The sequence below is a fragment of the Devosia sp. genome (assembly GCF_028290435.1).
Classification (GTDB): domain Bacteria; phylum Pseudomonadota; class Alphaproteobacteria; order Rhizobiales; family Devosiaceae; genus Devosia.
The window spans coordinates 48,612-72,982 of the sequence record NZ_JAQGJV010000006.1; the positions used below are offsets into that span (position 1 = coordinate 48,612).

General features: G+C 63.0%; 20 protein-coding genes. 8 read left to right on the plus strand and 12 right to left on the minus strand.

The features are described from left to right. Positions 1 to 52: 52 nt before the first annotated feature. A complete protein-coding gene (locus JWP26_RS01360) occupies positions 53 to 931 on the plus strand; it encodes a LysR family transcriptional regulator (protein WP_299722328.1) in 879 nt (292 codons plus the stop codon). Here JWP26_RS01360 and JWP26_RS01365 read toward each other — a convergent pair. Continuing rightward, entirely contained in the window at positions 928 to 1,134 is a 207-nt protein-coding gene (locus JWP26_RS01365) for a hypothetical protein (protein WP_299722331.1), read from the minus strand. The two genes, JWP26_RS01360 and JWP26_RS01365, sit on opposite strands and share 4 nt — an antisense overlap. Before the next feature lie 95 nt (positions 1,135 to 1,229). Here JWP26_RS01365 and JWP26_RS01370 point away from each other — a divergent pair, with 95 nt between their 5' ends. Then, on the plus strand, positions 1,230 to 3,266 hold the full coding sequence (locus JWP26_RS01370; RefSeq protein ID WP_299722334.1) for a M3 family metallopeptidase: 2,037 nt from the start codon (positions 1,230 to 1,232) through the stop codon (positions 3,264 to 3,266). Positions 3,267 to 3,270: 4 nt separating this feature from the next. On the opposite strand, the gene JWP26_RS01375 is transcribed toward JWP26_RS01370, so the two are convergent. The 9 genes from JWP26_RS01375 to JWP26_RS01415 all read right to left on the minus strand — a co-directional run bounded on the left by JWP26_RS01375 (position 3,271) and on the right by JWP26_RS01415 (position 13,818). Continuing rightward, positions 3,271 to 3,996, minus strand: coding sequence for a Crp/Fnr family transcriptional regulator (locus tag JWP26_RS01375; protein ID WP_299722337.1), 726 nt, complete (start codon positions 3,994 to 3,996; stop codon positions 3,271 to 3,273). A 75-nt stretch (positions 3,997 to 4,071) separates the two neighbouring features. Then, positions 4,072 to 4,857, minus strand: a complete 786-nt coding sequence (locus JWP26_RS01380) for a PIG-L family deacetylase (RefSeq protein ID WP_299722340.1) — start codon at positions 4,855 to 4,857, stop codon at positions 4,072 to 4,074. A gap of 18 nt (positions 4,858 to 4,875) precedes the next feature. Further along, positions 4,876 to 5,943 carry a sugar phosphate isomerase/epimerase gene (locus tag JWP26_RS01385; RefSeq protein ID WP_299722342.1) on the minus strand — a complete coding sequence of 356 codons (1,068 nt, stop codon included), beginning with the start codon at positions 5,941 to 5,943 and terminating at the stop codon, positions 4,876 to 4,878. Then, positions 5,940 to 7,577 carry an ABC transporter ATP-binding protein gene (locus JWP26_RS01390; RefSeq protein ID WP_299722345.1) on the minus strand — a complete coding sequence of 546 codons (1,638 nt, stop codon included), beginning with the start codon at positions 7,575 to 7,577 and terminating at the stop codon, positions 5,940 to 5,942. Before JWP26_RS01390 ends, JWP26_RS01385 begins: the two co-directional genes overlap by 4 nt. Beyond that, entirely contained in the window at positions 7,570 to 8,493 is a 924-nt protein-coding gene (locus JWP26_RS01395; protein ID WP_299722348.1) for an ABC transporter permease, read from the minus strand. The genes JWP26_RS01390 and JWP26_RS01395 overlap by 8 nt, the downstream gene beginning before the upstream one ends. Positions 8,494 to 8,497: 4 nt before the next feature. Then, positions 8,498 to 9,484, minus strand: coding sequence for an ABC transporter permease (locus JWP26_RS01400; protein WP_299722351.1), 987 nt, complete (start codon positions 9,482 to 9,484; stop codon positions 8,498 to 8,500). A gap of 66 nt (positions 9,485 to 9,550) precedes the next feature. Further along, entirely contained in the window at positions 9,551 to 11,266 is a 1,716-nt protein-coding gene (locus JWP26_RS01405) for an ABC transporter substrate-binding protein (protein ID WP_299722353.1), read from the minus strand. 50 nt (positions 11,267 to 11,316) lie between these two features. Next, positions 11,317 to 12,453 carry an ROK family protein gene (locus tag JWP26_RS01410; protein ID WP_299722355.1) on the minus strand — a complete coding sequence of 379 codons (1,137 nt, stop codon included), beginning with the start codon at positions 12,451 to 12,453 and terminating at the stop codon, positions 11,317 to 11,319. Between the two features lie 321 nt (positions 12,454 to 12,774). Continuing rightward, the gene (locus JWP26_RS01415) at positions 12,775 to 13,818 is read right to left on the minus strand and encodes a C-terminal binding protein (RefSeq protein WP_299722357.1); all 1,044 of its coding nucleotides are present in this window, start codon (positions 13,816 to 13,818) and stop codon (positions 12,775 to 12,777) included. A 237-nt stretch (positions 13,819 to 14,055) separates the two neighbouring features. On the opposite strand from JWP26_RS01415, the gene JWP26_RS01420 reads away from it, so the two are divergent. The 5 genes from JWP26_RS01420 (at position 14,056) to JWP26_RS01440 (ending at position 21,239) form a co-directional block, all read left to right on the plus strand. Then, positions 14,056 to 16,743, plus strand: a complete 2,688-nt coding sequence (locus JWP26_RS01420; protein WP_299722359.1) for an alpha-L-rhamnosidase — start codon at positions 14,056 to 14,058, stop codon at positions 16,741 to 16,743. A gap of 40 nt (positions 16,744 to 16,783) precedes the next feature. Next, a complete protein-coding gene (locus JWP26_RS01425) occupies positions 16,784 to 18,235 on the plus strand; it encodes an ABC transporter substrate-binding protein (protein WP_299722361.1) in 1,452 nt (483 codons plus the stop codon). A gap of 83 nt (positions 18,236 to 18,318) precedes the next feature. Then, positions 18,319 to 19,257: a carbohydrate ABC transporter permease gene (locus JWP26_RS01430; protein WP_299722363.1), complete on the plus strand. Its 939-nt coding sequence runs from the start codon at positions 18,319 to 18,321 to the stop codon at positions 19,255 to 19,257. After that, positions 19,247 to 20,068 (plus strand): carbohydrate ABC transporter permease, encoded by an 822-nt coding sequence (locus tag JWP26_RS01435; RefSeq protein ID WP_299722365.1) that lies wholly within the window; start codon positions 19,247 to 19,249, stop codon positions 20,066 to 20,068. The genes JWP26_RS01430 and JWP26_RS01435 overlap by 11 nt, the downstream gene beginning before the upstream one ends. A 25-nt stretch (positions 20,069 to 20,093) precedes the next feature. Next, on the plus strand, positions 20,094 to 21,239 hold the full coding sequence (locus JWP26_RS01440) for an ABC transporter ATP-binding protein (protein ID WP_299722367.1): 1,146 nt from the start codon (positions 20,094 to 20,096) through the stop codon (positions 21,237 to 21,239). Here the strand turns inward: JWP26_RS01440 and JWP26_RS01445 are convergent. Next, positions 21,236 to 22,258 carry a LacI family DNA-binding transcriptional regulator gene (locus tag JWP26_RS01445; protein WP_299722369.1) on the minus strand — a complete coding sequence of 341 codons (1,023 nt, stop codon included), beginning with the start codon at positions 22,256 to 22,258 and terminating at the stop codon, positions 21,236 to 21,238. The genes JWP26_RS01440 and JWP26_RS01445 overlap by 4 nt on opposite strands. A 282-nt stretch (positions 22,259 to 22,540) precedes the next feature. On the opposite strand from JWP26_RS01445, the gene JWP26_RS01450 reads away from it, so the two are divergent. Further along, on the plus strand, positions 22,541 to 23,371 hold the full coding sequence (locus JWP26_RS01450; RefSeq protein ID WP_299722371.1) for a sugar phosphate isomerase/epimerase: 831 nt from the start codon (positions 22,541 to 22,543) through the stop codon (positions 23,369 to 23,371). Here the strand turns inward: JWP26_RS01450 and JWP26_RS01455 are convergent. Next, positions 23,368 to 24,261 carry a sugar phosphate isomerase/epimerase gene (locus tag JWP26_RS01455; protein WP_299722373.1) on the minus strand — a complete coding sequence of 298 codons (894 nt, stop codon included), beginning with the start codon at positions 24,259 to 24,261 and terminating at the stop codon, positions 23,368 to 23,370. The genes JWP26_RS01450 and JWP26_RS01455 overlap by 4 nt on opposite strands. Between the last annotated feature and the right edge of the window lie 110 nt (positions 24,262 to 24,371).

Genomic DNA, 24,371 nt, shown 5'->3' on the forward strand with positions numbered 1-24,371 from the left:
ACAACAGCATACTATTGCTCTGTTCAGTTGACTTTTCCTGATGGATTTTTCGATGCTGCATCTGCTCAATGCCTTGCGGGCCTTCGAGGTCGCGGCCCGCCTTGGCAGCGTGCGCAAGGCCGCCGAGGAACTGCGCGTCTCCAGTGGCGCCGTCAGCAGGCATATCAAGAATCTGGAAGAAGAATTCGGCATTGCCCTGTTCGAGCGCGGCAACCGCTCGATGAAGCTGACGCCAGCGGCTGCCACCTTCGCCGCCACGATCACCGAGGCCTTTGCCTCGATCACCCGCGGCACCGAACATCTGCACACCACGCACAGCCAGGCGACCATCATGCTGACCGCGCCGGACACGTTCCTACTGCGCTGGCTGGTGCCGCGACTGCAAAGCCTGGAAGCGGCCCTGGGCGGCATGTCGGTGCGCCTCACCACCTGGACGCGCGAGATCAATCCCGCCGATCGCTCGATCGACGTCTATGTCGGCGTGGGACCGCTGCTGAACATTCCCGGCATGACCGTCACCGCTGTAGCCCCCGAAACCTTCGGCCCGGTGGTCAGTCCCATGCTGGTGCGTGACCGCGAACCGACGCCAGAATTCCTCTGGAGCCTGCCACGGCTGGACATCCGCTGGCCGCCCGATATGTGGACCAACTGGTCCCGCGAGGCCCGCGTCACCCTGCCGCCGCGCGAAACCATCTGGTACGACGCGCTCTCTTTCAGCGTGCAGGCCGCCGAAGCCGGTCTCGGCGTCGCCATCGGTCCCGGCCCCGCCGTCTGGGATGCGCTCGAACAAGGCCGCCTCATCGCACCTTTGGGCATGACCAAGCGGCAAGGCAGCTGGTTCCTCGCCTGGCGCAATGATCGCTCCAACCGCACCATGCACCTACTGCGACGCTGGTTCGAACAACAGATGATCGGCGACCCGCGCCCCTAACCCTGCGCTGCGTAGGTCGCCAGCAACCAGCCAGCGAGACCCGATCGCTCCAGCAATTCGCTCGGTGGCGCCGCGGCCGATGGCGTAAACCCGTGCCGCCGCAGCGCCGCATCCAGCGCGATGGCCCGGTTCTGCGGATTGACCACCGCCAGCGTACGATCGGCAATTTCTATGGCCAGGGTCTTCGACATGCGTTTTGCCATGAAATCTCTCCAGACACCTTTTAGCCTAGGCTCCTGCGATTTCTGCGCTAATTTGATGCGCGCTGTCGCCGGAATTGCACTCAAGCAGGACGCCCATGAATAACCCATTGCTGACCGCCTGGACCACACCCTTCGAGGCGCCGCCATTCGCGGAGATTGCCACCGAACACTTCGAACCCGCCTATCTCGCAGCCCTCGACGCGCATCGGCAAGACATTACGGCCATTACGGCTTCCCCTGCAGCGCCCGATTTCGACAATACCATCGCCGCGCTGGAGCGCAGCGGCATCTTGCTCAAGCGGGTCGACACGGTGTTCTCCCAGCTTGCGTCGGCCAATACCAATGAGGCGCTGCAAGCTGTCGAGCGGCAAATTTCCCCGCTGCTGGCGCGCCATTGGAACGCGATCTATCTCGACGCGAAACTGTTCGCGCGGGTGGACGGCCTCTACAAGAACCGCGCGACGCTCGGCCTTGATCCCGAAGCCCTCCGCGTCCTTGAACGCTATCACCTCGACTTTGTCCGCGCTGGCGCCAACCTGACCGAGGGCGACCGCGCCCGCTTTGGCGAGATTGTCGAACGCCTCGCGGTGCTGGGCACCCAGTTCGGCCAGAACGTGCTGGCCGATGAGCAGAATACCATTTTTGCCCTGTCCGAAGCCGAAACGGACGGACTGCCCGACTTCGCCCGCGCAGCGGCCGCCGGGACCGCCAAGGATCGCTCCGTCAACGCCCCCTATGCCGTCACCACCTCGCGCTCCAGCGTCGAGCCGGTGCTGCATTTCGCCCGCGACCGCAGCGTGCGCGAAAAGGTCTGGCGCGTCTTCGTCAAGCGCGGCGCCAATGGCAACGAGAATGACAACAGCGCCGTGCTGGCCGAAGTCCTGCGGCTACGCAGCGAGCTGGCACAATTACTGGGCTATCCCAGCTACGCCCATTTCAAGCTCGCCGACAGCATGGCCAAAACCCCGGACGCCGCCCGCGACCTGCTCGAACAGGTCTGGGAACCCGGCCGCCAGCGCGCCATGGAGGATCGCGAGGCGCTGCAGCAATTGATCACCGATGAGGGCAACGACTTCGCGCTCGAAGCCTGGGACTGGCGCTACTACGCCGAACAGCTTCGCCTCGCCCGCTACGATTTCGACGAGACCGAAATCAAGCCCTATCTCGAACTCGACCGCGTCATCGAAGCCGCCATGTACACGGCCGGCCGCCTGTTTGGCCTGACCTTCGAACCCCGCACCGACATCCCGGTCTATCATGACGACGTGCGCACCTGGGTGGCGCTGCGCAACGGCCGCCAGATTGGCGTCTTCTATGGCGATTTCTTCGCCCGCCCGAGCAAGCGCAGCGGCGCGTGGATGACCTCGTTCCGCGACCAGGAAAAGCTGGACGGCACCGTGCTGCCGCTCATCGTCAACACCTGCAACTTCCTAAAGCCGCCCGCCGGCGAGCCCGCTTTGCTCTCGCTGGATGAAGCCCGCACTGTGTTCCACGAATTCGGCCACGGCCTGCATGGGCTCTTGTCGGACGTGACCTATCCGCGCATTTCCGGCACCAGCGTGGTGCGCGACTTTGTCGAGCTGCCCTCCCAGCTTTATGAGCATTGGCTGGAACAAAAGCCCGTGCTGGAACGGCTGGTGCATTACCGCACCGGTGAGCCCATCCCGCAGGATCTGATCGATCGCATGAAACTGGCCCGCCAGGCCAATACCGGCTTCGAAACGGTCGAATTCGTCTCCTCCGCTATTCTCGACATGGATTACCACTCCGACCCGACGGCGGGCGAGATGGACGTCACCGCCCTCGAACACCGAACTTTGGACCGCATCGGCATGCCCCGCGAAATCGCGCTGCGCCACGCCAGCACGCACTTCCTGCACCTGTTCACCGGCGACGGCTATGCGGCCGGCTATTACAGCTATCTGTGGTCCGAAGTGCTCGACGCCGACGGCTTCGGCGCCTTTGAGGAAACCGGCGACCCCTTCGATCCGGTGACCGCCGACCGGCTGTTCAAGTTCATCTACTCCGCCGGCGGCTCGCGCGACTACGCCGAGGCCTATCGCCTGTTCCGCGGTCGCGACCCGCAAATTGCCGCACTACTGACCAAGCGTGGCTTTGCGGCACCCACCTAGCCGGTTAGCCGCAGCAGTTTCGCAGCGCCTCCAGATCGGGCACTTCGATATGCCGGCTATGCGTGATCGCGATGATGCCCGCCTGCCGCAGCTCGCTCATGTGGCGCGATACCGTCTCGATGGTGAGGCCAAGAAAATCGCCAATATCGGCGCGGCTGAGCGGCAGGTCGAACTCTGCACCCTCGCTGGGCTCGCCAGCCGGGTCCAGATGAGTGGCGATGAGCCAAAGGAAGCTCGCCACCTTCTCGCTGGCGGTCTTGCGGCCCAGCGTCACCATCCAGTCCCGCGCCTCGTCGAGCTCCCGCAACGTCTGCCGCAGCAACCGATTCTCCAGCGCCGGATTGGCCGCCATCATCCGTTCAAGCGCAAGTCTAGGCACCACGCAAAGCTCGACCGGTGAGGCCGCCTGCGCATTGGTCAAATTTTCATGGCCAAACAGCCGGCCAAGAAAGTCGGGCGCGAACTGCAAGCCCACCACCTGCTGGCGCCCGTCCTCCAGTGTCTTGCTCAGCTTGACGACGCCGCGCATGACATTAGCGTAGCTGTGGATTTCAGTGCTGTCGCCAATCAGCTCGGCGCCTTCATCATGACGCGATTTGTGCGTGTGGCGAGCCAGCTCCACCAGCTCTTGGGGATTCAACACCCCGCACATGCCCTGATGCCGCGTTTCGCAGCTACGGCAGAGCAGGGGAGTGTCGGAATTGTGGATATCCTGGCGCGGGCTCGTCATCGCGGGCCAGCATAAGGCATTTCCGCGACGATGCAGCGGACTTTGCGTCGCAGGCAGCGGCCGCTGCGTCCTGCATCACAGGGCGAAGAGCTGCAGCACCTCCTCTACGCTGGTCTTGCGGCCATAATCGGCGAGCTGGAAGCTTTCGGCGAACTGGTGCCCACCGCTCATCGCCGGCAGCGCATACATGAACTCGGGCCAGTATTTCAGGATGAAGGCGCGTTCGGCCGCCCAGTCGCCGATCGTGGGAGCTTCGTCCACGAAGCCGCGCTCAAACGGCGCGAACTCGTAAAACTGCGTCGCGTGCGCTGCACAGGCCTTGAGCTTGGCGTCGATCGAGGGGCCGACATCGACGACGACGTCATGCTGGTGCACGTCGAGCGAACCGTAGTCGATCATCTTGAGGCAGATCGGCGCCTGGGCCAGGGGCGGCACTTCAGGGCAGATATTGCCATTGGTGCAGAAGCCCGAAGCCTCGCGCACGATGCGGCCGGCGGCGCGGTTATCGAGATGGCCGGGGCATTCGTCGTTGAAGGTGATGACCACGTCGGCCTGCCAGCGGCGGATCGACGAGATCACCGCGGTGCGCATGGCGAGATCTGGCATCAGCTCGCCATCATGGATGTCGAGAATCTCGTAGTCGAGCACGCCGAGATGACGGGCGGCGGTATAGGCCTCGCGGGCGCGGCGACGCTTTAGCGGCTCGCGGTCCATCTGGTAGTGGCCGGCATCGCCATTGGTGAGCGACATGAACTTGACGGCGACACCGCGATCGGCGAGGCGGCGCATGGTGCCACCGCTATACATTTCCGCCTCGTCGGGATGCGCTTCGACTACCAGCACTTTGAGCGGGTAAGACATAATGGGCATTGCTCCTTTCTAAATCCGGGCCCGCAGGGCATCGGCAGCGGCCCTGAGGGTCGCGCCACTGCGGGTAACGAAGCCTTCGAGTTCATCAAGGCTCGGGTTGGTGGAAAAATAGTCGTCGGGCGCGATCATCGTGCCGGCGCGCACGCCGTCCTCGAAGACGCGAGAGAGGCGGATCAGCTCGAGGATTTCCCCGAGCACGGCGTCAGGCTGGCGAGCCTGCCAGTCCGGATCAAACAGCGGGATCTGGTTCTTGTCGGAGCCCCAGACATTTTCGATGGTGAAGTTGGGATAGCTGCCGGCATCGAACAGGGCGCCAAGCACCGCCTGCCAGTCGATGACGCCATCGCCACAGGCGCGTGTCTGCCGCTCCAGTCCATGCGGGCGGGCGAACAGCACGATGTCGCGCATATGGGTCTTTTTCACATATGGCGCGAGGCGTCTCGTCGCGGCCACCGGGTCTTCGCCGCGCACCACCACATTGGCCAGATCGAGGGTGACGCCGAGTGTATCGGCGCCGACCTGCTCGATGAGCTGGACGATCTCGGTGGTGGTGATTTCCTCATGCGTTTCGACGGCGATGACGGCGCTATGGTCGGCCAGCACCGGCTTGAGCTTGAGCAGGAATTTGCGGGTAGCGTCGAGCTGGTCGGACCAGTCCACATCGGTGCGGTATCGATCGATGGCGTGGAGGCCCCAGTCGTGACGCTGGTAATTGGCGGTGTCGCCCCAGAGCGCCGTACAGCCGATTTCGGTGGTGGCCTCAATCATCCGCGTCATGCCGAACAAATAGTCGCCCTTGCCGACCTCGCGCACTTCGGGTGCCTCGGGGGTATTGTAGGGATTGATCTTGCCTAGCCCCATTTCGAGGTAGAGCCCAAGCTCTTCGGCGCGCTGCTTGACGGCAGCGAGGAAACCCCGGTCGAGGCTGGGCGACACGTCGAGGACGGTGCGGAAAAACACGCCCGCATGGTCCAGCTCGGCGCAACGCTCCAGCAGCTTGATCGGCCCCAGTTCGGCGGCGCGCGGGAATTTCCGGCCATCGATGCCGACGCGGATTTCGGGGATTGTGGTGGTCATGGTGTGGCTTCTGTCAGGTGATTGTGCGTGTGGCCGTCGGGCAGGCCCAAGCCACCGGGAACTGCGGCGATGAGGCGGCGCGTGTATTCGTGCTGGGGGTGCATGAGGACGGCCTTGGTAGGGCCCTCCTCGACGATCTGGCCGCGATGCATCACCGCAATGCGGTCGGCGATATAGCCGGCGCTCACCACATCGTGGGTGATGTAAAGCACCGCGACGCCCTGCTCATCGCGAAGGCGGGCGATGAGATTGAGGATCTCGCGGCGGATCGAGACGTCGAGCATCGATACCGGCTCGTCGGCGACCAGCAGCTTAGGGGAAGCCGCCAGAGCGCGGGCGAGGCCGACGCGCTGGCGCTGGCCACCACTGAGTTCGTGCGGGCGCCGGTCGAGGTAGCTGGCAGGCGGCGTCAGGCCGACTTCGGTGAGCAGGGCCGCAACGCGGGCTTCGACATCCACCTTCTCCCTTTGCGGCGCAGAGATCACGGCACGGCGCAGGTGGTGGCCGATGGTGTGGAGCGGATTGAGTGAGCCGTAGACATCCTGAAACACCATTTGGGCTGCGCGCGGCGTGCTCTTCCTGCGGCGCGAGACGGGAACCGGGGTGTGGCCATCGACCACGATATCGCCGGAAGTGGGCCCGGTGAGGCCGGTGACCATGCGGCCGAAGGTCGACTTGCCGCTGCCCGAGGCGCCGACCAGCGCAACGATCTCGCGCGGGGCGAGGCGGAAGGAGACGTCGTTGATAGCGACGAGCATGGAGCGGCCAGTCAGCGGATTGGTGCCATAGGCTTTGACCAGATGAGCGGTTTCGAGCACCGGATGGGCCACGTCTTTGGGGCGGATGACATCGGGGGTGGCGAAATCGACGCGCGGGGTCGCCGACAGCAGTGTGCGGGAATATGGATGATCCTGATGCCGGCGGAAGGCGTCGACCGTGGCGGTTTCGACGATTTTGCCATCTTTCATCACGGCGATGCGATCGGCGACGTCGAACAGCAACGGCAGGTCGTGGGTGATGAGCAGCACGGCAAAGCCCATCTGCTTTTGCAGCGCCTTCACCGTGACGAAAATCTCCTGCTGGACGATGACGTCTAGCGCGGTCGTGGGCTCATCCAGAATGACGAGTTGCGGTGACAGCGCGAGCGCCATGGCGATGACCACGCGCTGGCGCTGGCCACCCGACAATTCATGCGGGAAGGCATTGAGGCGCTTGGCGTCGATATCGACCATTTCCAGCAGTTCGGTCGGCGTCTTGCTGCCGCCGCCGCGATCCAGCACTTCCTGCAACTGCCATTTGATGGCCTTGACCGGATTGAGCGAGGTCAGCGAGTTCTGCAGCACGATCGAGGCGGTGCGCCAGCGTAACTCTCGGACCTTGGCGTCGTCGGAGGTCAGCATGTCGTGGCCGGCGATGTGAATATCACCGCCAGTGATGATGCCGGGCGCACGCAGCAGGCGCAGGATCGATTGGGCGATGGTCGACTTGCCGCAGCCCGACTCTCCGGCCAGGCCCATGAACTCGCCCGGCGCGATGCTGAACGAGACGCGGTTGACGGCCGGGACCATGCCGGTTTCGCCAGCGTAACCGACGCAGAGATCGACGATTTCGAGGGCGGGCGTGATGTCAGGCATTGCGCTTCACCGGGGTCATGAGCGAGGCGCTCGGTTTGCGGACGCCGGCACGGCGCAGCAGCCGGTCGGCGCGGAGGCGCGGATTGCCCAGTTCGTCGACGGCGTTGTTGATCAGCGCCAGCGAAAAGGCGGTGAGGGCGATGGCCATTCCAGGGACCACGAAAGTCCACCAGGCGCCCCGGATCAGCGCCGAGGTGTTCTGCGCCCAGAACAGCATCGAGCCCCAGGTCACCTGGCCGCCATCGCCGAGCCCGAGAAATTCCAACGAGGCTTGGGCGGTGATGGCGAAGATCACCTGATTGACGAAATAGGCGGCGACGACCGAGCCCATATTGGGCAGCAGCTCGATGGCGACGATGCGCCAGCGACGTTCGCCCACATCCTCGGCCGCGGCGATGAACTCGCGTTCCCGCAGGCTGAGGGCCTGCGAGCGGAACAGACGCGCCCCAAAGGCCCAGCCAGTTATGGTGAGCACCATGATCATGGTCAGCGGCCCGGGGGGCAGGAAGGCGGCGAGGACGACAATCAGCGGCAGGCTGGGGATGACGAGGAAGACATTGGTGACCAGCGTCAGCACATCGTCGACCCAACCGCGAAAATAGGCGGCGGTGAGCGCCACGATCAGTGCCAGCAGAGTGGTGAGCACCGCGATGGTGAAGGCAATCCACAGCGTGTTCTGGCCGCCATAGAGGAACTGGCTGAGCACGTCCTGTCCCTGCCCCGTAGTGCCGAACAGGTGCTTCAGCGAGGGGAACTCGTTGATCCCGCCGGTGGCGCGCTTGGGATTGTAGGGGGCGATCCACTGCGCCAGCGCCGAGGAGCCGACGAGGATCACAAGGATTACCGCACCGACGGTGACGGGAATGGAGCCAAAGGCCTTGCGACGGGCGCCGGCGAGGGTGTCGTAGAGCGCCATGGCGTCAGGCCTCCTGCCCGGTGCGAACGCGCGGATCGAGCAGCACGTAGACAGTGTCGACCACGAAGTTGGCGACGAGCACCGACAAGGTGATGATAAGGAACAGCGCCTGCATCAGCGGGTAATCCACCGAACTCACGGCGCGCATCAGCGAATAGCCGAGGCCCGGATAGGTGAAGACGATCTCGGTGAGCAACTGGCCTGAGAATACCCCGCCGATGGCGGCGCCGAGCGCGGTGACATTGGGCAGCAGCGCGGTGCGCACGGCATGGGCGAACAGCACGCGGCGCGGTTTCAGCCCCTTGGCTTCGGCCAGGGTCAGGTAATCCTCGCTGAGCACGCCGATCATGGCGTTGCGCATGTTGAGTGTCCACGGCCCGAGCGACACCAGCACGATGGTGAAGGCCGGGGCGATCAGGTGGAAGAGGACATCGCCAATGCCGTTGAGGGTGAAGGGCGGCGGGTTGACGCTCGAATAGGCATTGCCCATCGGGAACCACTGCAGCTTAAAGCAGAACAGGTAGAACAGCAGCAGGGCGAGGAAGAAGTAGGGGAACGAGCCGAGAAACAGCAGCACCGGCGGCGCCAGCTTGTCGAACAGCCCACCGCGCCGCCAGGCCGCAAGCGCGCCTAGTGCCGATCCCAAGACGAAACTGATGAGCACGGAGGTCAGCCCGAGCAGGATCGACCAGCCAAAGCCAGCCGAGATGATGGCGGTCACCGGCGCGGGGAAATTGGAGAGCGAGCGGCCAAAATCGCCGTGCAGGATGTTGCCCAGATAGGTGACGTATTGGGTGAACAGCGGCTCGTCAGTGAGGCCATAGGCGGCCTTGAGTGCGTTCAGCGAAGCTTCGTTGAGCGTGGTCGAATAGGTGGCCACGATGGTCGAGGCCGGATCGCCGGGGGTGAGGCGCGGCAGGAAGAAGTTGACGGTGATGGCGACGAACGCCGCCAAGAGGTAAAACGCCAATCGCTTCGCAATGTAGAGCATCACTTGGCCTCCGGGAGGTGGAGCTCCCGCGTGCGGGAGCTCCGTGGGCTTGGGGTCAGGGTGGGGTTATTCCGCGCGCCGTTCCAGGTGCGGCCAGACCAGCAGCGGACCGTTGGTCATCTGCAGGCTGAGCGGCGCATACTGATCCTGCTCGGTGGGGAAGCCGGTGAAGCGGCGCGTATTGTAGAGACCCCAGTCGGGCTGTTCGTAGAGCGGGATGGCCGGTGCCGCCGCCGAGAACATCGCTTCAAGCTCGGCGATGACGGCTTTCTGCTCGGTCGCATCGGTGGAGGCGGCAAACTTGGCCAGCAATGCGTCGACCTTGGGATCGCCATAGCGCTGCTGGTTGTTCGGCGACGCCGTGCCAACGGGCTTGACCGACGTGGTGGCCATGTTGTTGCGATAGAACTCGAACGGAGTGGCGGTGCGCTGCGCGCTGCCGAGCGAGAGCTGGAACTGGCCGGTGAAGGTAGAGTTGGTCCAGCTATCCGCCGTGGTGGTGCGCAGGGTGACGTCGATACCGATGTCCTTGAGGTTTTCCGCGACGATCTGGCTGGCCGATACCCAGTCGTTCCAGCCCGAGGGCACGATGATGTCGTACTTCATCGGTGCGCCGTCCTTGCCCACACGGATGCCATCACCGCCCTTGGCGTAGCCAGCGTCGTCGAGCATCTTGTTGGCGGCATCGGGATCGATATTGACCCAACTGGAGCCCTCTTCCACGACCTTGGGGTCGATCCAGTCCTTGAACGGGCCTTCGGGCAGGCCGGTGGCATTGGCGGGCACGGACTTGCCCCAGACACCCGTATTGATCATGCGCTGACGATCGAGCGCCAGGCTCATGGCTTTGCGGACCACTGGATCGGCAAGGGCGCCAACCGTGGTATTGGCCTGAAGCAACACCACCGAGGTGCGCGGCCACCAATAGCCGAAGTGTTCGGGATCCAGTGCCACGAATGTGGTGTCAGGATCGGGCACCAACCCGCCCCAGTCCAGGTTGCCCGAGAGCGTCGCGGCACTGACCTGGTCATTGCCGTTGAAGCCCTGGATGAAGACGCCCTGGATGTTCAGCTTCTGCCAGTAGTTCGGATTCTGCGTCACCTGGTAGCGATCGGTGCCGAAGGCGTCGATGGTGGTAAAAGGACCGGTGGCAACTGGATCTGGGTTCTCAAAAGTCACCGGGTCGGTAACGTCCTTCCAGACATGCTGGGGGACGATGAACTGGTCGACCAGCGAATAGAGGCCGGGCGTATAGGTGGTCGAGAAGGTGAACTTCACCGTCTTGGCATCGACCGCCTCGACGCTCTTCAGATACTGGTCGAACGCGCCGGCGGCGGGACCGATCAGACCGGCATTGGCCTTCATCAGGTTGAAGGTGAAGGCCACGTCGTCGGCACTGAATGGCTGGCCGTCCGACCATTTGACGTCATCGCGCAGGGTGACCGTCAGGCTCAGGGCATCGGCCGACCACTCGTAGCCGCTGGCCAGCCAGGGGTCGAGCTTGCCGGTGGCGTAGTTCTGGATCATCAGCGGTTCGTACATAGTGCGAGTGCTGACCCAGCGGGCCGTCGGCGAGAACGGATTGAAGGTGCGCGTGAAGCTGTTGCCGCCTTCGGCAACGATGCGCACGAGCTGGTCGAGCGGCACCTCGGCCAAAGCCGGGGCGGTGACGGCGAAGGCCGAAACGCTGGCCAGCGCACCAAGGGCAACGGCGCGCAGGCTTGTGTGCAAACGTCCAAGCCAGCGCGATAAGGGCTTCTTAGGCAGGGGGTCGATGTGCATATCTGTCTCCGGGGAAAGGCTGCTTCATCATCAAGGGTGGTCCAATCTCCTCACGGGAGGCCGCGTGCAGCGCTGCCTCCCGTGAACACACGTTCCCGAGCATGCTCGAGCGCGAGTTCTACGGCTCCCGCCCGCACGGCATTGCTGCTGACGGCGGTCGGGACAATCTGTGGAATGGCGATGGGGAGGCGGCGCAAGACGTCGGTTACGCTGTCGCAGAGCGGTTTGCCGCCAGCGCGGCCGACACTGCCGCCCAAGACGACCATTTCCGGGTCGAGAATGCCGATGGCGCCGGTGAGCGCGGCCGCCACGCGATAGCCGAGCTCGGCGAAGAATTCCCCGTGCCGGTCACCCAGCGCAGCGCGCCGGATCGCATCGATGCCGTCATCGCCGCGAAGGCCATGTCGGTTGACCAGCGCTTCGATCGCCTCGATGTTGAGCAGGTCCTCGACCAGCGCCATCTGCACCGTCTCGCCCGGCCTGGCGAAGCGATCCGGCACCATGGCACCGCCCAGCTCGCCCGCCGTACCGGTCGAGCCGTGGATCAGCCTTCCGCCGATCACCGCGCCGGCACCGACGCCGTCGCTGATCCAGAGCAGGATGAATGACTGCACCGCGGTCGCCGCCCCATAGGCCATCTCCTCGATGGCCACGAGGTTCACGTCGTTTTCGATGATCACGTGGCGGTGGCCAAGCACCCCCTGCAGCGCTTCGGGGATGTGATACCTCTCCCAGTTGGGGAGCTGCTGACCGCGCCGCAGGTTGCCGGCGGTAAGGTCTACAATGCCCGGAAGGCCGACCACCAACTGGTCGATATCCTTGATAGCGATGCCAGCTTCCCTGGTGACCCGATCGAGGACCGTGGTGAGGCGCTCATGCGCGTCGTAGCGCTCCCCAGGGCTGCCAGCGTGCTGGAAGCTGCCGATGACATTGCCGGAGATATCGGCAATCGCGGCGTCGATGCCATGGGTGCCGACGTCAATACCCGCGACGTAAGACGCTTCCTGGTGCAGGGTCCACAGGCCCGCCTTGGGGCCATAGGTGCCGGCCTTTTCGCCATCGCGGCGGATGAGGCTGACGGCCTCGAGCCGGCGCAGCAAGTCGGACATTGTAGGTTTGGACAGCCCCGTAAAGGCCTCGAGTTCCATGCGGGTCAATGCGCCCTCGGAGAGGAGGCGCTGGAGCACCGCTTTCTCGTTGAGGTTGCGTAGCAATCTGGGACTGCCGGCAAGAATTTGCATCATCACTGGACCGTCTGGTAACTTTCCTTACAGTGATGAAAAACCATCCGGCATCGCTTGTCAAGCCAATGTCACATTACCGGGAAAGCGACGCACACGCCGCTCAGTTGACAGCTTCCCTTCGGCGAGGCGCCCACACATCAGCTCGGGCCAATGGACGTTCGACGGGCTTTGAGGGGCCGCTGGCTTCGGGCAGAGACGGGCGTCCTCACTCTCGGCGTCAAGGCCGGCGGCCTACTTGGAAATGCTCGATTCCATGCCCGATCGCTACGCGAACTTCCGCCGATCGCGCAGGTAGTCGCCATTGACCAGGTTACGCAGCCTGCCGTCGCGCAGATACATCATCGCAGTTTGCACCGATAGCCGTCGGGCATCGGCGCGGCTCTCGGGGCTCGACCAGGCGGCGTGGGGCGTCACGATGAAGCGATGCTTGAGATTGCTGGCCGCGAGATCGCGATAGGCAAGCGCGAAGGCATCGCCGGGCAATGGCGGCTCCACCGGCAACACGTCGATCCCGGCGCCGCCGATCTGCCGCGTCGCTACTGCGGCAATCAGCGCGGGGATATCGACGATGGCGCCCCGGGCGGTGTTGATCAGCACTGCGTCGCGCTTCATCAGTCCGAGCGCGCGCGCATCGATCATGTCGCGGGTTTCATCGGTCAGCGGACAGTGGAGGCTAACCACGTCGCTGCGCGACAACAGGCTAGCAAGGTCATCGACGCGCTCGACGCCAGCGGCGATTTCCATGCCCGCAGGGGCATATGGATCATAGGCGATGACATGCATCCCAAATGCCTTGGCGCGGGCCGCCGTCGCGATGCCGATCCTGCCCAGCCCCACAATGCCGAAAATGCGCCCGCGAATGCGGCGCACCAGGGGGGCGCGCCCGGAATCGAAGTTCAGCACGGGGTCGATCTGGAGCAATTCATGGAATGTCGTAATGCCGCGACACAGCGCCAGCATTAGCGCAATGGCGTGGTCGGCAACCTCGCTGGTGCCATAGTCCGGAGTGTTGGCAACCGGAATGCCGGCCTCGCCCGTCGCCTTAAGATCGATGTGATCGAACCCCACGCCGGCACGCACGATGATGCGGCAGTTGGGTATTCGCCGAACCAGATCAATGTCGACTGGCACTTCATGCCAGACGATGATGGCATCTGCGGCGGCAAAGACCGTGTCCGGCACCCGCTTGCTGTCGACGCGTTCGCGGAAAATGTCCCAACTGACGTCGCTACCCGCGGTGCTGCGCTCGATTTCGGCGTCGTCGGCATATTGCGCATCCGGCGTCAGGATGCGGAAACGGCTTGCCATTTTGTTCCCCCGATTGCGACGCGAACGCGACTTCCATGCCCGCGTCCCGAGTTCTGGACGGCGGAAGCTTTGAATGCTTACGTTGTCATTTGATCCCCGTCAATAATACTTCAGCTACGCCAGAGCCTGCCGCCAAATGGGCTATTTTTTCGAGAAAGCGCGTTCGACAAATTACAATGTTGGATGTTGACGTTTACATTATGGTTAGGCAGAGTTGGAACAACGAGACGCCAAAAAGTGTCCGCGACGAAGCCGGAGGGGGAAGAGATGCTGTTCACGCTGATTGCGCCGCAGCCACCAGTCGTAGATGCCGCGCCGAAGAACCTTGGCTGGTATCTGCCCGCGGAATGGAGCGCGCAGCGTCAGATCGCCTATGAGCTGGAGGTCGCGACGGCACCGGACTTTGCCGCCGGCTCGATGGTTTGGACCACCGGGCGCGTCGAGAGCGAAAACTCCCAACACATCGATTATGAGGGGCCACTATCCGCCCATCAGCGCTATTACTGGCGTGTCAGGATTTGGGGCGATGCCGGCGCTGAGGCCAGCAGCGAGCCGGCTTGGTTCGAAACCGCCAAACTATCCACCGCCGATTGGCGCGGCGAGATGATTGGCCCGCAGACCGATCCGGGCGCCGAGAAACGAGCGCCATCGGTGGCGAAGCGGTTCACGCTGGCCAGCAAACCAACCAGCGCGCGCCTCTACATCACCAGCTACGGGATATTCCGCTGCTTCATTAACGGGCGGCGCGTTGGGGCGGATGAGCTAACGCCCGGCTGGACCTCGTATCGCGAGCGTCTGGGCTATCTCACCTATGACATCGCCGAGCACTTGCAGGTCGGCGAAAATTCGATCGAGGTCTGGCTTGGCGATGGCTGGTATCGGGGCGAAATCTGCTGGCCCGCTCATCGCATCGTCAACGCCTATGGCGATCGCGTGGGGTGCCTCGCCGAACTGCGCATGGTAGATGCCACCGGCACAGCGCAATCGGTGATCACCGACAGCAGTTGGACCAGCGGCCTGACGCCGGTGCTGATGTCGGGCATTTACCCTGGCGAAACCTACGATGCCCGGCTCGAAGGCGAGACCGGCCCTATTGGCGGCGTCGATGTACTGCCACTCGATAAGTCGACGCTGGTGGCCCAGGAGGCTCCGCCCATTCGCGAGCTTCCGCATTTACATGCCGTCGACCAAAGCGCTATCGGCCCAGGTGTCACGCTGGTCGATTTCGGTCAGAACGTCGCCGGCGCGGTCAAGCTCACCCTGTCGGGCGAACGCGGCGCCACGGTTCGGGTCAATTTCGCCGAGATCCTAGATGCCGAGGGCAAGGACCTCAACAGCACCAGCTTTCGCGGCGCCAAGGTGCAGCTCGATTACACGCTCAAGGGCGGCGGCGAAGAAAGCTATCAGCCGGTTTTCACCTTCATGGGCTTTCGCCACGCCCGGGTGACGATCACCGGACACGCCCAGTTGGTGTCGATCGTATCGGTGCCGTTCACCTCAGATCTGGTCGAGACAGGCAGCTTTTCCTGCAGCAACCCGCTGATCAACCGGCTGCACGAAAACGCCAGTTGGAGCCTGCGCGGCAATTTCCTCGATGTACCCATGGACTGCCCGCAACGCGACGAGCGCTTGGGCTGGACCGGTGATGCGCAGATTTTCTCGCCGACCGCCTCCTACCTGCGCGATACGGCACCGTTCTTCCGCAAATGGCTGCGCGACATGGTGGCCGACCAGCGCGAAGACGGTGCCATCAGCCATGTGGTGCCACACCCCAATCGCTATAACGAAGCCAATATGCCCAATTTTTACGGCAGCGCCTGCTGGGGCGACGCGATCTGCGCGGTGCCGTGGACGGTTTGGACCTTCACCGGCGACAAGGATATTCTGGCCGAGAACCTGCCCGCCATGGTGCGCTGGATCGGCTACCTCACCAGCATGTCACCCGATGGCGTACGGCATCCCCCCACCATGATCGCCGAGCGCGGCTTCACCTTTGGCGACTGGGTCCAGCCGCAGGGCTCCACCGTCAAGCCCAACCCCAATACCGGCGACGATTTCGTCGCCACGGCCTATTATTACGCCTCGACCCGAACGGTAGCGCGGGCCGCCCGGATTTTGGGCGAAACGACTATTGCCGACCATCATGAAGCCTTGGCCAGCAAGATCAAGGCCGCTTTCCAGCGCGAATTCATCACCGCGACCGGGCGGCTGCTCTACAATTCACAGGGCGCTTATGTGTTTGCCTTCGCCAACGACCTGATCCCCGAGCAGTGGCACGACAAGGCCATCGAGGACTTCAAGAAGGCCATCTATCGCACCGGTGGCCTGAACGAGCCCGGCCTGCAACTGGGCACCGGCATTATCGCCACCGCGCAACTGCTGCCCACCCTCTCCAAGATCGGGCTGCACGATATCGCCATCAAGCTGCTACTGGTCGAAGCCAGTCCGGGCTGGCTCTATCAGGTCAAGCGCGGCGCCACCACGATCTGGGAGCGCTGGGACGGCATCGACCTCGAGGGCACGCCCGCCACCTCGATGAATTCCTACAATCACTATGCCTATGGGGCGGTGGTCTACTGGTTCTATCACCATCTGGCCGGCATTCAGGCCGATCCGCAGGCGCCGGGCTTTGGCTCGATCATCATCGCCCCCGAATTCCATGCTGAACTCGCGCCACTCCAGGCGAGCCACGACACCCGCTACGGCCGCATCGAAGCCGGTTGGCAGATCGAAGACGGCCAGGTCACCTATTCGTTCACCACCCCGCCCGGAACCAAAGCGCGGCTGAAGCTGCCAGCGGGCGCGGCTGATATCACCATGGACGACCGCGCATTGAGCCGCGAGGAGGCGGCGCGCAGCATGAGCCAGGAAGGGCTGCCGGTCAGTCCCGGCCGCCGCACGATCACCTTGCGCCTGGCCGCATGACGGGGAGTGCCTAAGACACGTTCAACTAGGGAGGAAGAGAATGCGACTGAGTATACTCGCCAAGGGCCTGACGATGGGCCTGATGGGTCTCACTGCGCTGACAGGGGCCGCCTATGCTCAAACCACTGTCAAAATCTATATGGGCCAGCTTTACGCCCCCGACTCCGATCCGCGCTCCAAGGAAACCATGGACGCGATCATTGCCGACTACGAAAAGCTGCATCCCGATACCAAGATCGAGCCGGTGCCCTGGCTCGGCGGCGACCAGTCGACCTATTTCGCCTGGCTGTCCACCCGCTACGCGGCCGGCGACGAACCCGATATCGGCTGGTCGCACTACTACACCCGCAATGCCGAAGCCGACCGCTGGACGGCCCTCAACGAATACCTCGATGGCCCCAACGACTACATCCCCGCTGGCCAGCCTGGCCACGATAAGTGGAATGACGAATTCTTCGACAATGTGAAAGCCCAGATCCGCGCGCCGGACGGCAACTGGTATCAGGTCAACACCAATTGGGTGGAGACGGGCCTGTTCATCAACAATGACCTGATGAAGGCCAATGGCATCGACACCAACTGGGCGAGCTGGACCGACTTCATCAAGAGCTGCAAGAATCTAAAGGCCAAGGGCATCCAGCCGCTGGGCGTGTTCGCGACGCCGGGCTGGAGCACCGATCAATGGCTCGACACCCTGCTGATCAGCGCTGCCTTCGCCGACCAGATTCCGAGCTGGCACCTGCCCGCCTACGAAAATCCGTTCATGAAGGACCGCCAGCTGACGCCCGAAGAAATGGCCAAGGCCACCCATGACGGCAAGTTCAGCACCACGGACCCGCGCTTCGACACCTTCCTCGACCTGACCAAGGAAGTGACCGACAACTGCATCGTGGAAGGCTTTGCGGGCATTACAAGCCTCGACCAGATCATGAACCTGTTCTTCAACGACAAGGTCGCCATGGCCTGGCTCGGCACCTGGAATGCCCCGACAGTGCGCGATACGGCCAAGTTCTCGGTGACGACGACCTATTTCCCGCCCTTTACCAGTCAGAACAGCAAGTACCTGACCCAGCCCACCATCTATCGCGTCGGCGGCCCCTCTTCGAGCGGTCAGTTCGGCATCTCGTCGGGCGCCGCCGATCGCGGCACGCTCGATGCGTCGGTCGATTTCCTCAAGTTCCTCACTGCGCCGGCGCAGGCCCAGCGCATCGCCGCCTATGACGAAGGCAATCTGCCGGTCATCAAGGGCGTGGAGCCGGCCGAGGTTGCCAAGGGGTTCTCGGCCATCTCGCAGCTGCCCGAACGCGGCATCACCGACGCCGTCAGCCGCTATAATGGCGAGCAGTACGGCACGCCGCACAACCGACTGTTGCAGAGCTTCATGCTGGGCGAAATCTCGCGCGACGAGATGAAGACCCAGTATCAGGCCCTGCTCGACAAGGCCGTAGCCGATCAGTGCGAAGCCAATAGCTGGGACTGGTGCAACAAGTAACGGCTCCCAGGGAGCGCTCGCTCACGAGGCGAGCGCTCCGCATTATCGTCACACCTTTGTAGTTCCTGAACGGGAGGCCCAGCATGACCAGCATCGCGATCGACCGGGCGGGTGTGTCATCCGTGCCCCAGAGCCGGCTGCGCATCATGTCGCGCTGGGTGCCGTTCCTGTTCCTGTTGCCGGTCGCCGCCGAGCTAATCATCTTCCGCTATATCCCGACCTTTTCGGCCTTCTACCACTCCCTGACCAACTGGGACGGGCGCAAGAAGGACGCCTTTATCGGCTTCAAGAATTTCACCGACCTGTTCAACGACAACGTCTTCCGCGACGCCTTCGTCAACATGGCGAAATACACCTCGCTGCGCACCATCGCGGTCCTGCTGTTTGCCTTCATTGCCGCCGAACTGATCTTCAGCATCCGCAACGAGCGGGTGCGCATGTTCTGGAAAATCGCCTTCGTCATCCCGCTCGTGGTGCCCCGCTCGGTGATCTACCTGATGTGGGCCTTCATTTACGATCCGCAGGTCGGGCTGATCAACGAGGCGCTCAATCTCATCGGCCTGGGCGCCTGGCAGCAGCCCTGGCTCGGGCAATCATCGACGGCGCTGGGCGCCCTGGCCTTTATCGGCTTTCCCTTCGTTTCCTCACTCGCCTTCCTGATCTTCGTCGCCTCGCTCGAGGGCCTGCCACGCGACATCATCGAAACGGCCCAACTAGAAGGCTGCTCGATCTGGAAGCGGATCTGGAACGTCGATCTGCCGATGCTGCGCGGCGGCATCGTCTTCGTGGCTGTACTGCTGATCCTCGAAGGACTGCAGACCACCGAGCCGCAGCTGATCCTGACGCGTGGCGGTCCTGGCACCTCCACCGAATTGCCGGCCTATTACCTGTACCGAACCGCCTTCGACTACGGCAAGTTCGGCCAGGCCTGCGCGGTTGGCGTGGTGATGCTGGGCGTCGGGCTCATCTTCACCGTCATCTCGATGTGGCTGCGCTATCGGAGTGCCTACGATGTCGACTGAGTTCCGGGCGCTCAAACGCTACGCCGTGCCGCAACAGTTCGCACTGCTCATCCTGGCCGCGCTGACCTGGTATCCGTTCCTGTTCCTGCTCGCGACTTCGGTGAAATCGCCGAACCAGTTCTTCGAGAACTATTGGTGGTTCACTTTCCCTTTTGACTGGCCCAATTATGCCCAGGTCTGGCCCAAGGTTTCGGTCGCCATCCTCAATTCGGCGCAGTATTCATTGGGCACCCTGGTCATCGTGCTCATCCTGTCGCTGCTGGGCGGCTACACCTTCGGGCGGATGAAGTTTCCCTGCAAGAACGCGGCGTTCCTCTGCGTCGTCGCCCTACTGATGATCCCCGGCGTGCTGACGCTGGTGCCGCTGTTCGTGGAAGTCAAAGCCCTCAAATTGCTGGGCACGCCATGGGCGCTGATTCTGCCCTTCGCCGGTTTCGAGATCGTCATCGGCATTTACATCATGCGCCTGTTCTTCGAAAGGCTACCTGGTGAGCTATTCCAGGCGGCCCGCATCGAGGGCGCCAACGAGGTCCAACTGCTGCTGTTCGTCGCCCTGCCGCTGGCGCTGCCGGGGCTGGGCACGGTCGCGATCCTCGATCTGCTATTCACCTGGAACGAACTGCTATGGCCGCTGATCACCGTGGGCGACGCCACCAAGATGCCCGTCGCCGTGGCCGCGCTCGGCTTCAAGGGCGAGCATCAGGTCGACTATGGCGCGCTGTTCGCCGCCTACGTTTCGGTGTCGATTCCGCTGATGGTCATCTTCGTCGCCGTGGTGCGCAAATTCATCAAGGGCATCGAAGGCATCTGACGCCTGGCTTACTGGAGACACCAAGTTGGCAACTGTATCGCTGCAAAATATCGACAAGTTCTACGGCCGCGTGCAGGTGTTGCAGGACATCAATGTTGAGATCGACGACGGCGATTTCGCCGTGATCCTGGGGCCGTCCGGCTGCGGAAAGTCGACGCTGTTGCGCGTCATCGCGGGCCTTGAGGAACATCAGCGGGGCGATATCAGCATTGGCGGCGCGGTGATGAACGCGACGCCCGCCGCCGAGCGCGGCGTCGGCATGCTGTTCCAGTCTTATGCGCTGTTTCCCCACCTCAGCGTCTCCAAGAACATCTCGTTCGGCATGCGCATGCGCGGGGAATCCAAGGCGGTGATCAAGGAGCGCGTCGCCAACGCTGCTCGCATCCTCAAGCTCGAGCCCTATCTTGACCGCTTGCCGAAGAACCTGTCGGGCGGGCAGCGCCAGCGCGTTGCCATTGGCCGCTCCATCGTGCGCGAGCCCAAGGTGTTCCTGTTCGACGAGCCGCTCTCCAACCTCGATGCCGAACTGCGGGTGGAGATGCGTCTCGAGCTCGCCAAGCTGCACGATAGCCTGGCGGCCACTATGATCTACGTCACCCACGACCAGATCGAGGCCATGACGCTGGGCACCAAGATCATCGTGATGCATCTGGGCAAGGTGCAGCAGGTGGGCACCCCGCTCGAGGTCTACTATCAGCCCGCCAACCGCTTCGTAGCCGGCTTCATCGGCTCGCCGCGCATGCAATTCCTGCACGGCACCGTGCAAGGCGTCACTGCCGAAAGCGTGCGCGTCTCGGTGCCCGGCGTCGCCCCGGGCATCATCGAGGTGCCTTGCGAACCCGATGGCCTCAAGGCCGGCGACCAAATCGAAATCGGCATCCGCCCCGAGGACCTGCATTATCGCGGCTCCGAAGAAGTCAGGATCACCGGGCTGACAACCGTGGTGGAATATATGGGGCACGCCTCCTACTGGTACGGTCATATCGCCCAGCAGGACCGGGAACTGGTGGCGCACCTGCATCGGGCCCTGCGCGTCGATCGCGGCAGCGAGGCGACATTCACCCTCAACCGCGCCGATCTCTATCTTTTCGACACCGAGGGGCGCGCCCGGCGCCGGCTGCAGGTCGACAACGAAAACCTGCAAACCCAGCTTGCCGCCGCCATCGCCTAAACCACGTCCGGCCGCGGCTTGGCGGTCGAGCTGCGCAGGATGACTTCGCTGGGCAGGTGAACATGCACCGGCTCGCCCCCTTCCCCGTTCATCCGCCGGATCAGCATGTCGGCGGCAGTGTCGCCCACCTGTTCCATGTCCCGATCGATGATAGTGATCATCGGCGTGACCACGTCGGACAGCATGCGGTTGTCGGCCCCCACAATCGACACGTCCCCGGGTATGGCCAGATTAAGCTGCCGCGTCGCGCGCAACACGCCATAGAAAATCTCGTCGCCACCCGCGATGACGGCGGTGGGCGGCACTGGCCGCCGCAGCATTTCCAGCGCTTTGGAGAACCCGTATTTGCTCGTCTGGTAGTCGTGGCCGATCAGCGCCTCGTCCACGCCCAGACCCGCATCGCGCAGCGCCGCACGATAACCTAGCACACGCTCGCGGCCGGGCCGGATACCCAGTGGCGCAGTGATCAGCGCGATCCGGCGATGACCCAACTCGATCAGATGGGCGGTCACGCGCTGCATGGCCTCGGCATGCTCGGAGAACACCACGTCGGCGCGGATCGGCGTATCGCGATCCAGCAGCACGATGGGACACTCCATCTTCGACAGCGCCTCGACCACGGACTGGTTAGTCTCGTCGGACAGGCTGACGATCAGCCCGTCCATACGATAACGCGACGCCAGTTCCAGAAATTCGATCTCGCGCGTCGGTGAGCGCTCCGACGAATAAAGGAAAAGCGTGTAGCCCTCCGCGCCGAGCAACCGCTCGGCCGCCTTGGCCAGTAGCAGAAAAACCGTGTTCGCCAAATCCGGCAGCAACAGGCCGACGATCTTGGTCCGGTTGGTGCGCATCGTCCGGGCGGCAATATTGGGCACATAGCCGAGTGTGCGCATCGCCTGTTCAACGCGATGGCGGGTCTCGGGGCTGACCACGCTCGATTTGGCCGCAACCCGCGACACGGTCCCCATCGATACGCCCGAGGCCGAAGCCACATCTCTGATCGTCGGTCGACGTCGCATGATTCTTTGCGGCTCCAATGAAAACGTCACCATTATATCATGCAAGAGAATGTGTGCTTATCGAAAAGGCAGCGATGACGGTATTTCTGCAGTGTCAATTGGTGCGCGAGAAGGTCCCTGTTGTCGACATCGACCTCGACCCCTTGAACCGGCGGCTTGCCGTGAGGCCAGAAGAATGCCGACTGTCATAGCGAGGAACCCGCCAATCCTGGCCTCGCAAATTTGAGCTTGGCATGACCGCTTGCCAACGCAGCGGGTGGGATGTCACACTCCGGCATGGCCATGAATTCATTGAACGAACCGACGCGCGCGCTCACCAAGTTGAGCCTCAAATGGAGCATGATCGAGGAGCCGACGCTGTCGATTCTCGACAAGTTCCTGCTGCTGGCCGATCTGGGTTTCGACGGCGTGGAACTCGACGCACCCAACGAGCTCCCCATGGGTGAGGTCGTGGCGGCTCGGGACCGCAGTGGCCTCGCCATTCCAGGCGTGATCAACTCCATGCATTGGAAAGCGCCGCTGACCGATCCTGATCCGGCCGTGCGCCAGGTTGGCGTCGAGGCCATCCGCACGGCACTCGATAATGCACGCGAATACGGCGCCAGCACGGTGTTGGTGGTGCCCGGCGTGGTCAACGCCCAGACCAGCTACAGCCAGGCCTATGCGCTGGCTCAAACCGAACTGCGCAAGGTGTTGGACCATGCCGAGACGACCGGCGTGTCGATCGCGATCGAAAATGTCTGGAACGACTTCCTGCTCAGCCCGCTTGAGGCCGCCCGGTTCGTCGACGAGTTCGGCAGCGCTCGTGTCGGCTGGTATTTCGACGTGGGCAATGTGTTGCGCTACAGCCGCCCAGCGCATTGGATCGAGGCGCTCGGCAAGCGCATAATCAAGATCGACATCAAGGAATTCAGCCTGACGCGGATGAATGCTGATGGGCCCTGGAAAGGCTTCGAAGTCGAACTCGGCGAAGGCGACTGCGATTGGGCGACAGTCAACAGCGCGCTGCTCGCCTCGGGTTATTCCGGCTGGGGCTCTGTCGAAATGCCGGGGGGCGACCGCCACCGCCTCAAAGCCCTCAAGGAAAGCGCGGACCGGATCGCGGCGCTTTAGGCGCCGCGAATTTCGCCAAGCATGCGACGGATATTGCCAAGCCCGGTTTCACAGCCAAACAAGGTCGGCTCGTTCCCCTCGTATTCGAGCGAGACGAAGCCGTCATAACCGGACGCGACCACGGCCTCCAGGATCATTTTGGTTTGCAGGTCGCCGAAGCCGAACACCGAGCCGCGGATGAACTGGCCGCCGAGCGTTTCGAGCCAGCCCGGTCCGGGCGCGGTGCGGCGGACGTAAAAGTCCTTGAGGTGGACGAAGCTGGCATCGCCAAGGCTGGCTTTCGTCGCCACCACGGCGTCTTCGTCGACGCAGAGAAAATTGCCCACATCCAGGGTGAACTTGAAATTGGGCAGGTTGACCGCGTGCAGCAGGCGCCGGATGCGGTCGCTGCCGTTCATGAAGAAGCCGTGGTCCTCGACGCTCGTGGTGACGCCCTGGGTCGCAGCAAAACTCGCAATCTCGTGGCACGCCTCGGCGATGGCGGGAAAAACGCTCTCGAACTCGGCGGTTTGGCCGAACCGGTGAGACCACAGCACGACATCATGTCGCAGCAGGCCGATCTCAAGGCGGTTACACAGCTCGATATGGCGTTTCACCAGCTCGATCTGCGCGCGCCGCTCGTCCGCGTCGACAAAGACCAGTTTGGCGCCCAGGCAGATGCCGGAGATTGGCACGGCGGTCTTTGCTGACGCCGCCGTAACGCGCTGCAAAGTTTCCGTCTCTGTCGTTAAATCATAGCCGGCCTCGGTACCTGGCTTAGCAAACGAAAACGTCGCGATTTCCAGATGCTCTGCCTGATTGGCGCTCAGCCAATCGAACATATCTTCGATCTGCAACGCACCATTGGCCAACAATGGACGGAAGCTATAGGACGACAGGCCGAGTTTCATGAAGGCGCTCCGGGAAGACGAAACGGTCGTTGCGAGCACGGCGTTAAATGTGCACTTTACGTACCAATAAAGTACCATTAATACCATTTCCATACCAGTTCAAAATGGGA

Coding starts and splice junctions, on each gene's coding strand:
- JWP26_RS01435 (WP_299722365.1), top strand. CDS start 19,247: ATGTCGACTGAGTTCCGGGCGCTCAAACGCTACGCCGTGCCGCAACAG.
- JWP26_RS01450 (WP_299722371.1), top strand. CDS start 22,541: ATGAATTCATTGAACGAACCGACGCGCGCGCTCACCAAGTTGAGCCTC.
- JWP26_RS01370 (WP_299722334.1), top strand. CDS start 1,230: ATGAATAACCCATTGCTGACCGCCTGGACCACACCCTTCGAGGCGCCG.
- JWP26_RS01415 (WP_299722357.1), bottom strand. CDS start 13,818: ATGGCAAGCCGTTTCCGCATCCTGACGCCGGATGCGCAATATGCCGAC.
- JWP26_RS01455 (WP_299722373.1), bottom strand. CDS start 24,261: ATGAAACTCGGCCTGTCGTCCTATAGCTTCCGTCCATTGTTGGCCAAT.
- JWP26_RS01405 (WP_299722353.1), bottom strand. CDS start 11,266: ATGCACATCGACCCCCTGCCTAAGAAGCCCTTATCGCGCTGGCTTGGA.
- JWP26_RS01400 (WP_299722351.1), bottom strand. CDS start 9,484: ATGCTCTACATTGCGAAGCGATTGGCGTTTTACCTCTTGGCGGCGTTC.
- JWP26_RS01360 (WP_299722328.1), top strand. CDS start 53: ATGCTGCATCTGCTCAATGCCTTGCGGGCCTTCGAGGTCGCGGCCCGC.
- JWP26_RS01445 (WP_299722369.1), bottom strand. CDS start 22,258: ATGCGACGTCGACCGACGATCAGAGATGTGGCTTCGGCCTCGGGCGTA.
- JWP26_RS01385 (WP_299722342.1), bottom strand. CDS start 5,943: ATGACCACCACAATCCCCGAAATCCGCGTCGGCATCGATGGCCGGAAA.
- JWP26_RS01395 (WP_299722348.1), bottom strand. CDS start 8,493: ATGGCGCTCTACGACACCCTCGCCGGCGCCCGTCGCAAGGCCTTTGGC.
- JWP26_RS01430 (WP_299722363.1), top strand. CDS start 18,319: ATGACCAGCATCGCGATCGACCGGGCGGGTGTGTCATCCGTGCCCCAG.
- JWP26_RS01425 (WP_299722361.1), top strand. CDS start 16,784: ATGCGACTGAGTATACTCGCCAAGGGCCTGACGATGGGCCTGATGGGT.
- JWP26_RS01365 (WP_299722331.1), bottom strand. CDS start 1,134: ATGGCAAAACGCATGTCGAAGACCCTGGCCATAGAAATTGCCGATCGT.
- JWP26_RS01380 (WP_299722340.1), bottom strand. CDS start 4,857: ATGTCTTACCCGCTCAAAGTGCTGGTAGTCGAAGCGCATCCCGACGAG.
- JWP26_RS01375 (WP_299722337.1), bottom strand. CDS start 3,996: ATGACGAGCCCGCGCCAGGATATCCACAATTCCGACACTCCCCTGCTC.
- JWP26_RS01390 (WP_299722345.1), bottom strand. CDS start 7,577: ATGCCTGACATCACGCCCGCCCTCGAAATCGTCGATCTCTGCGTCGGT.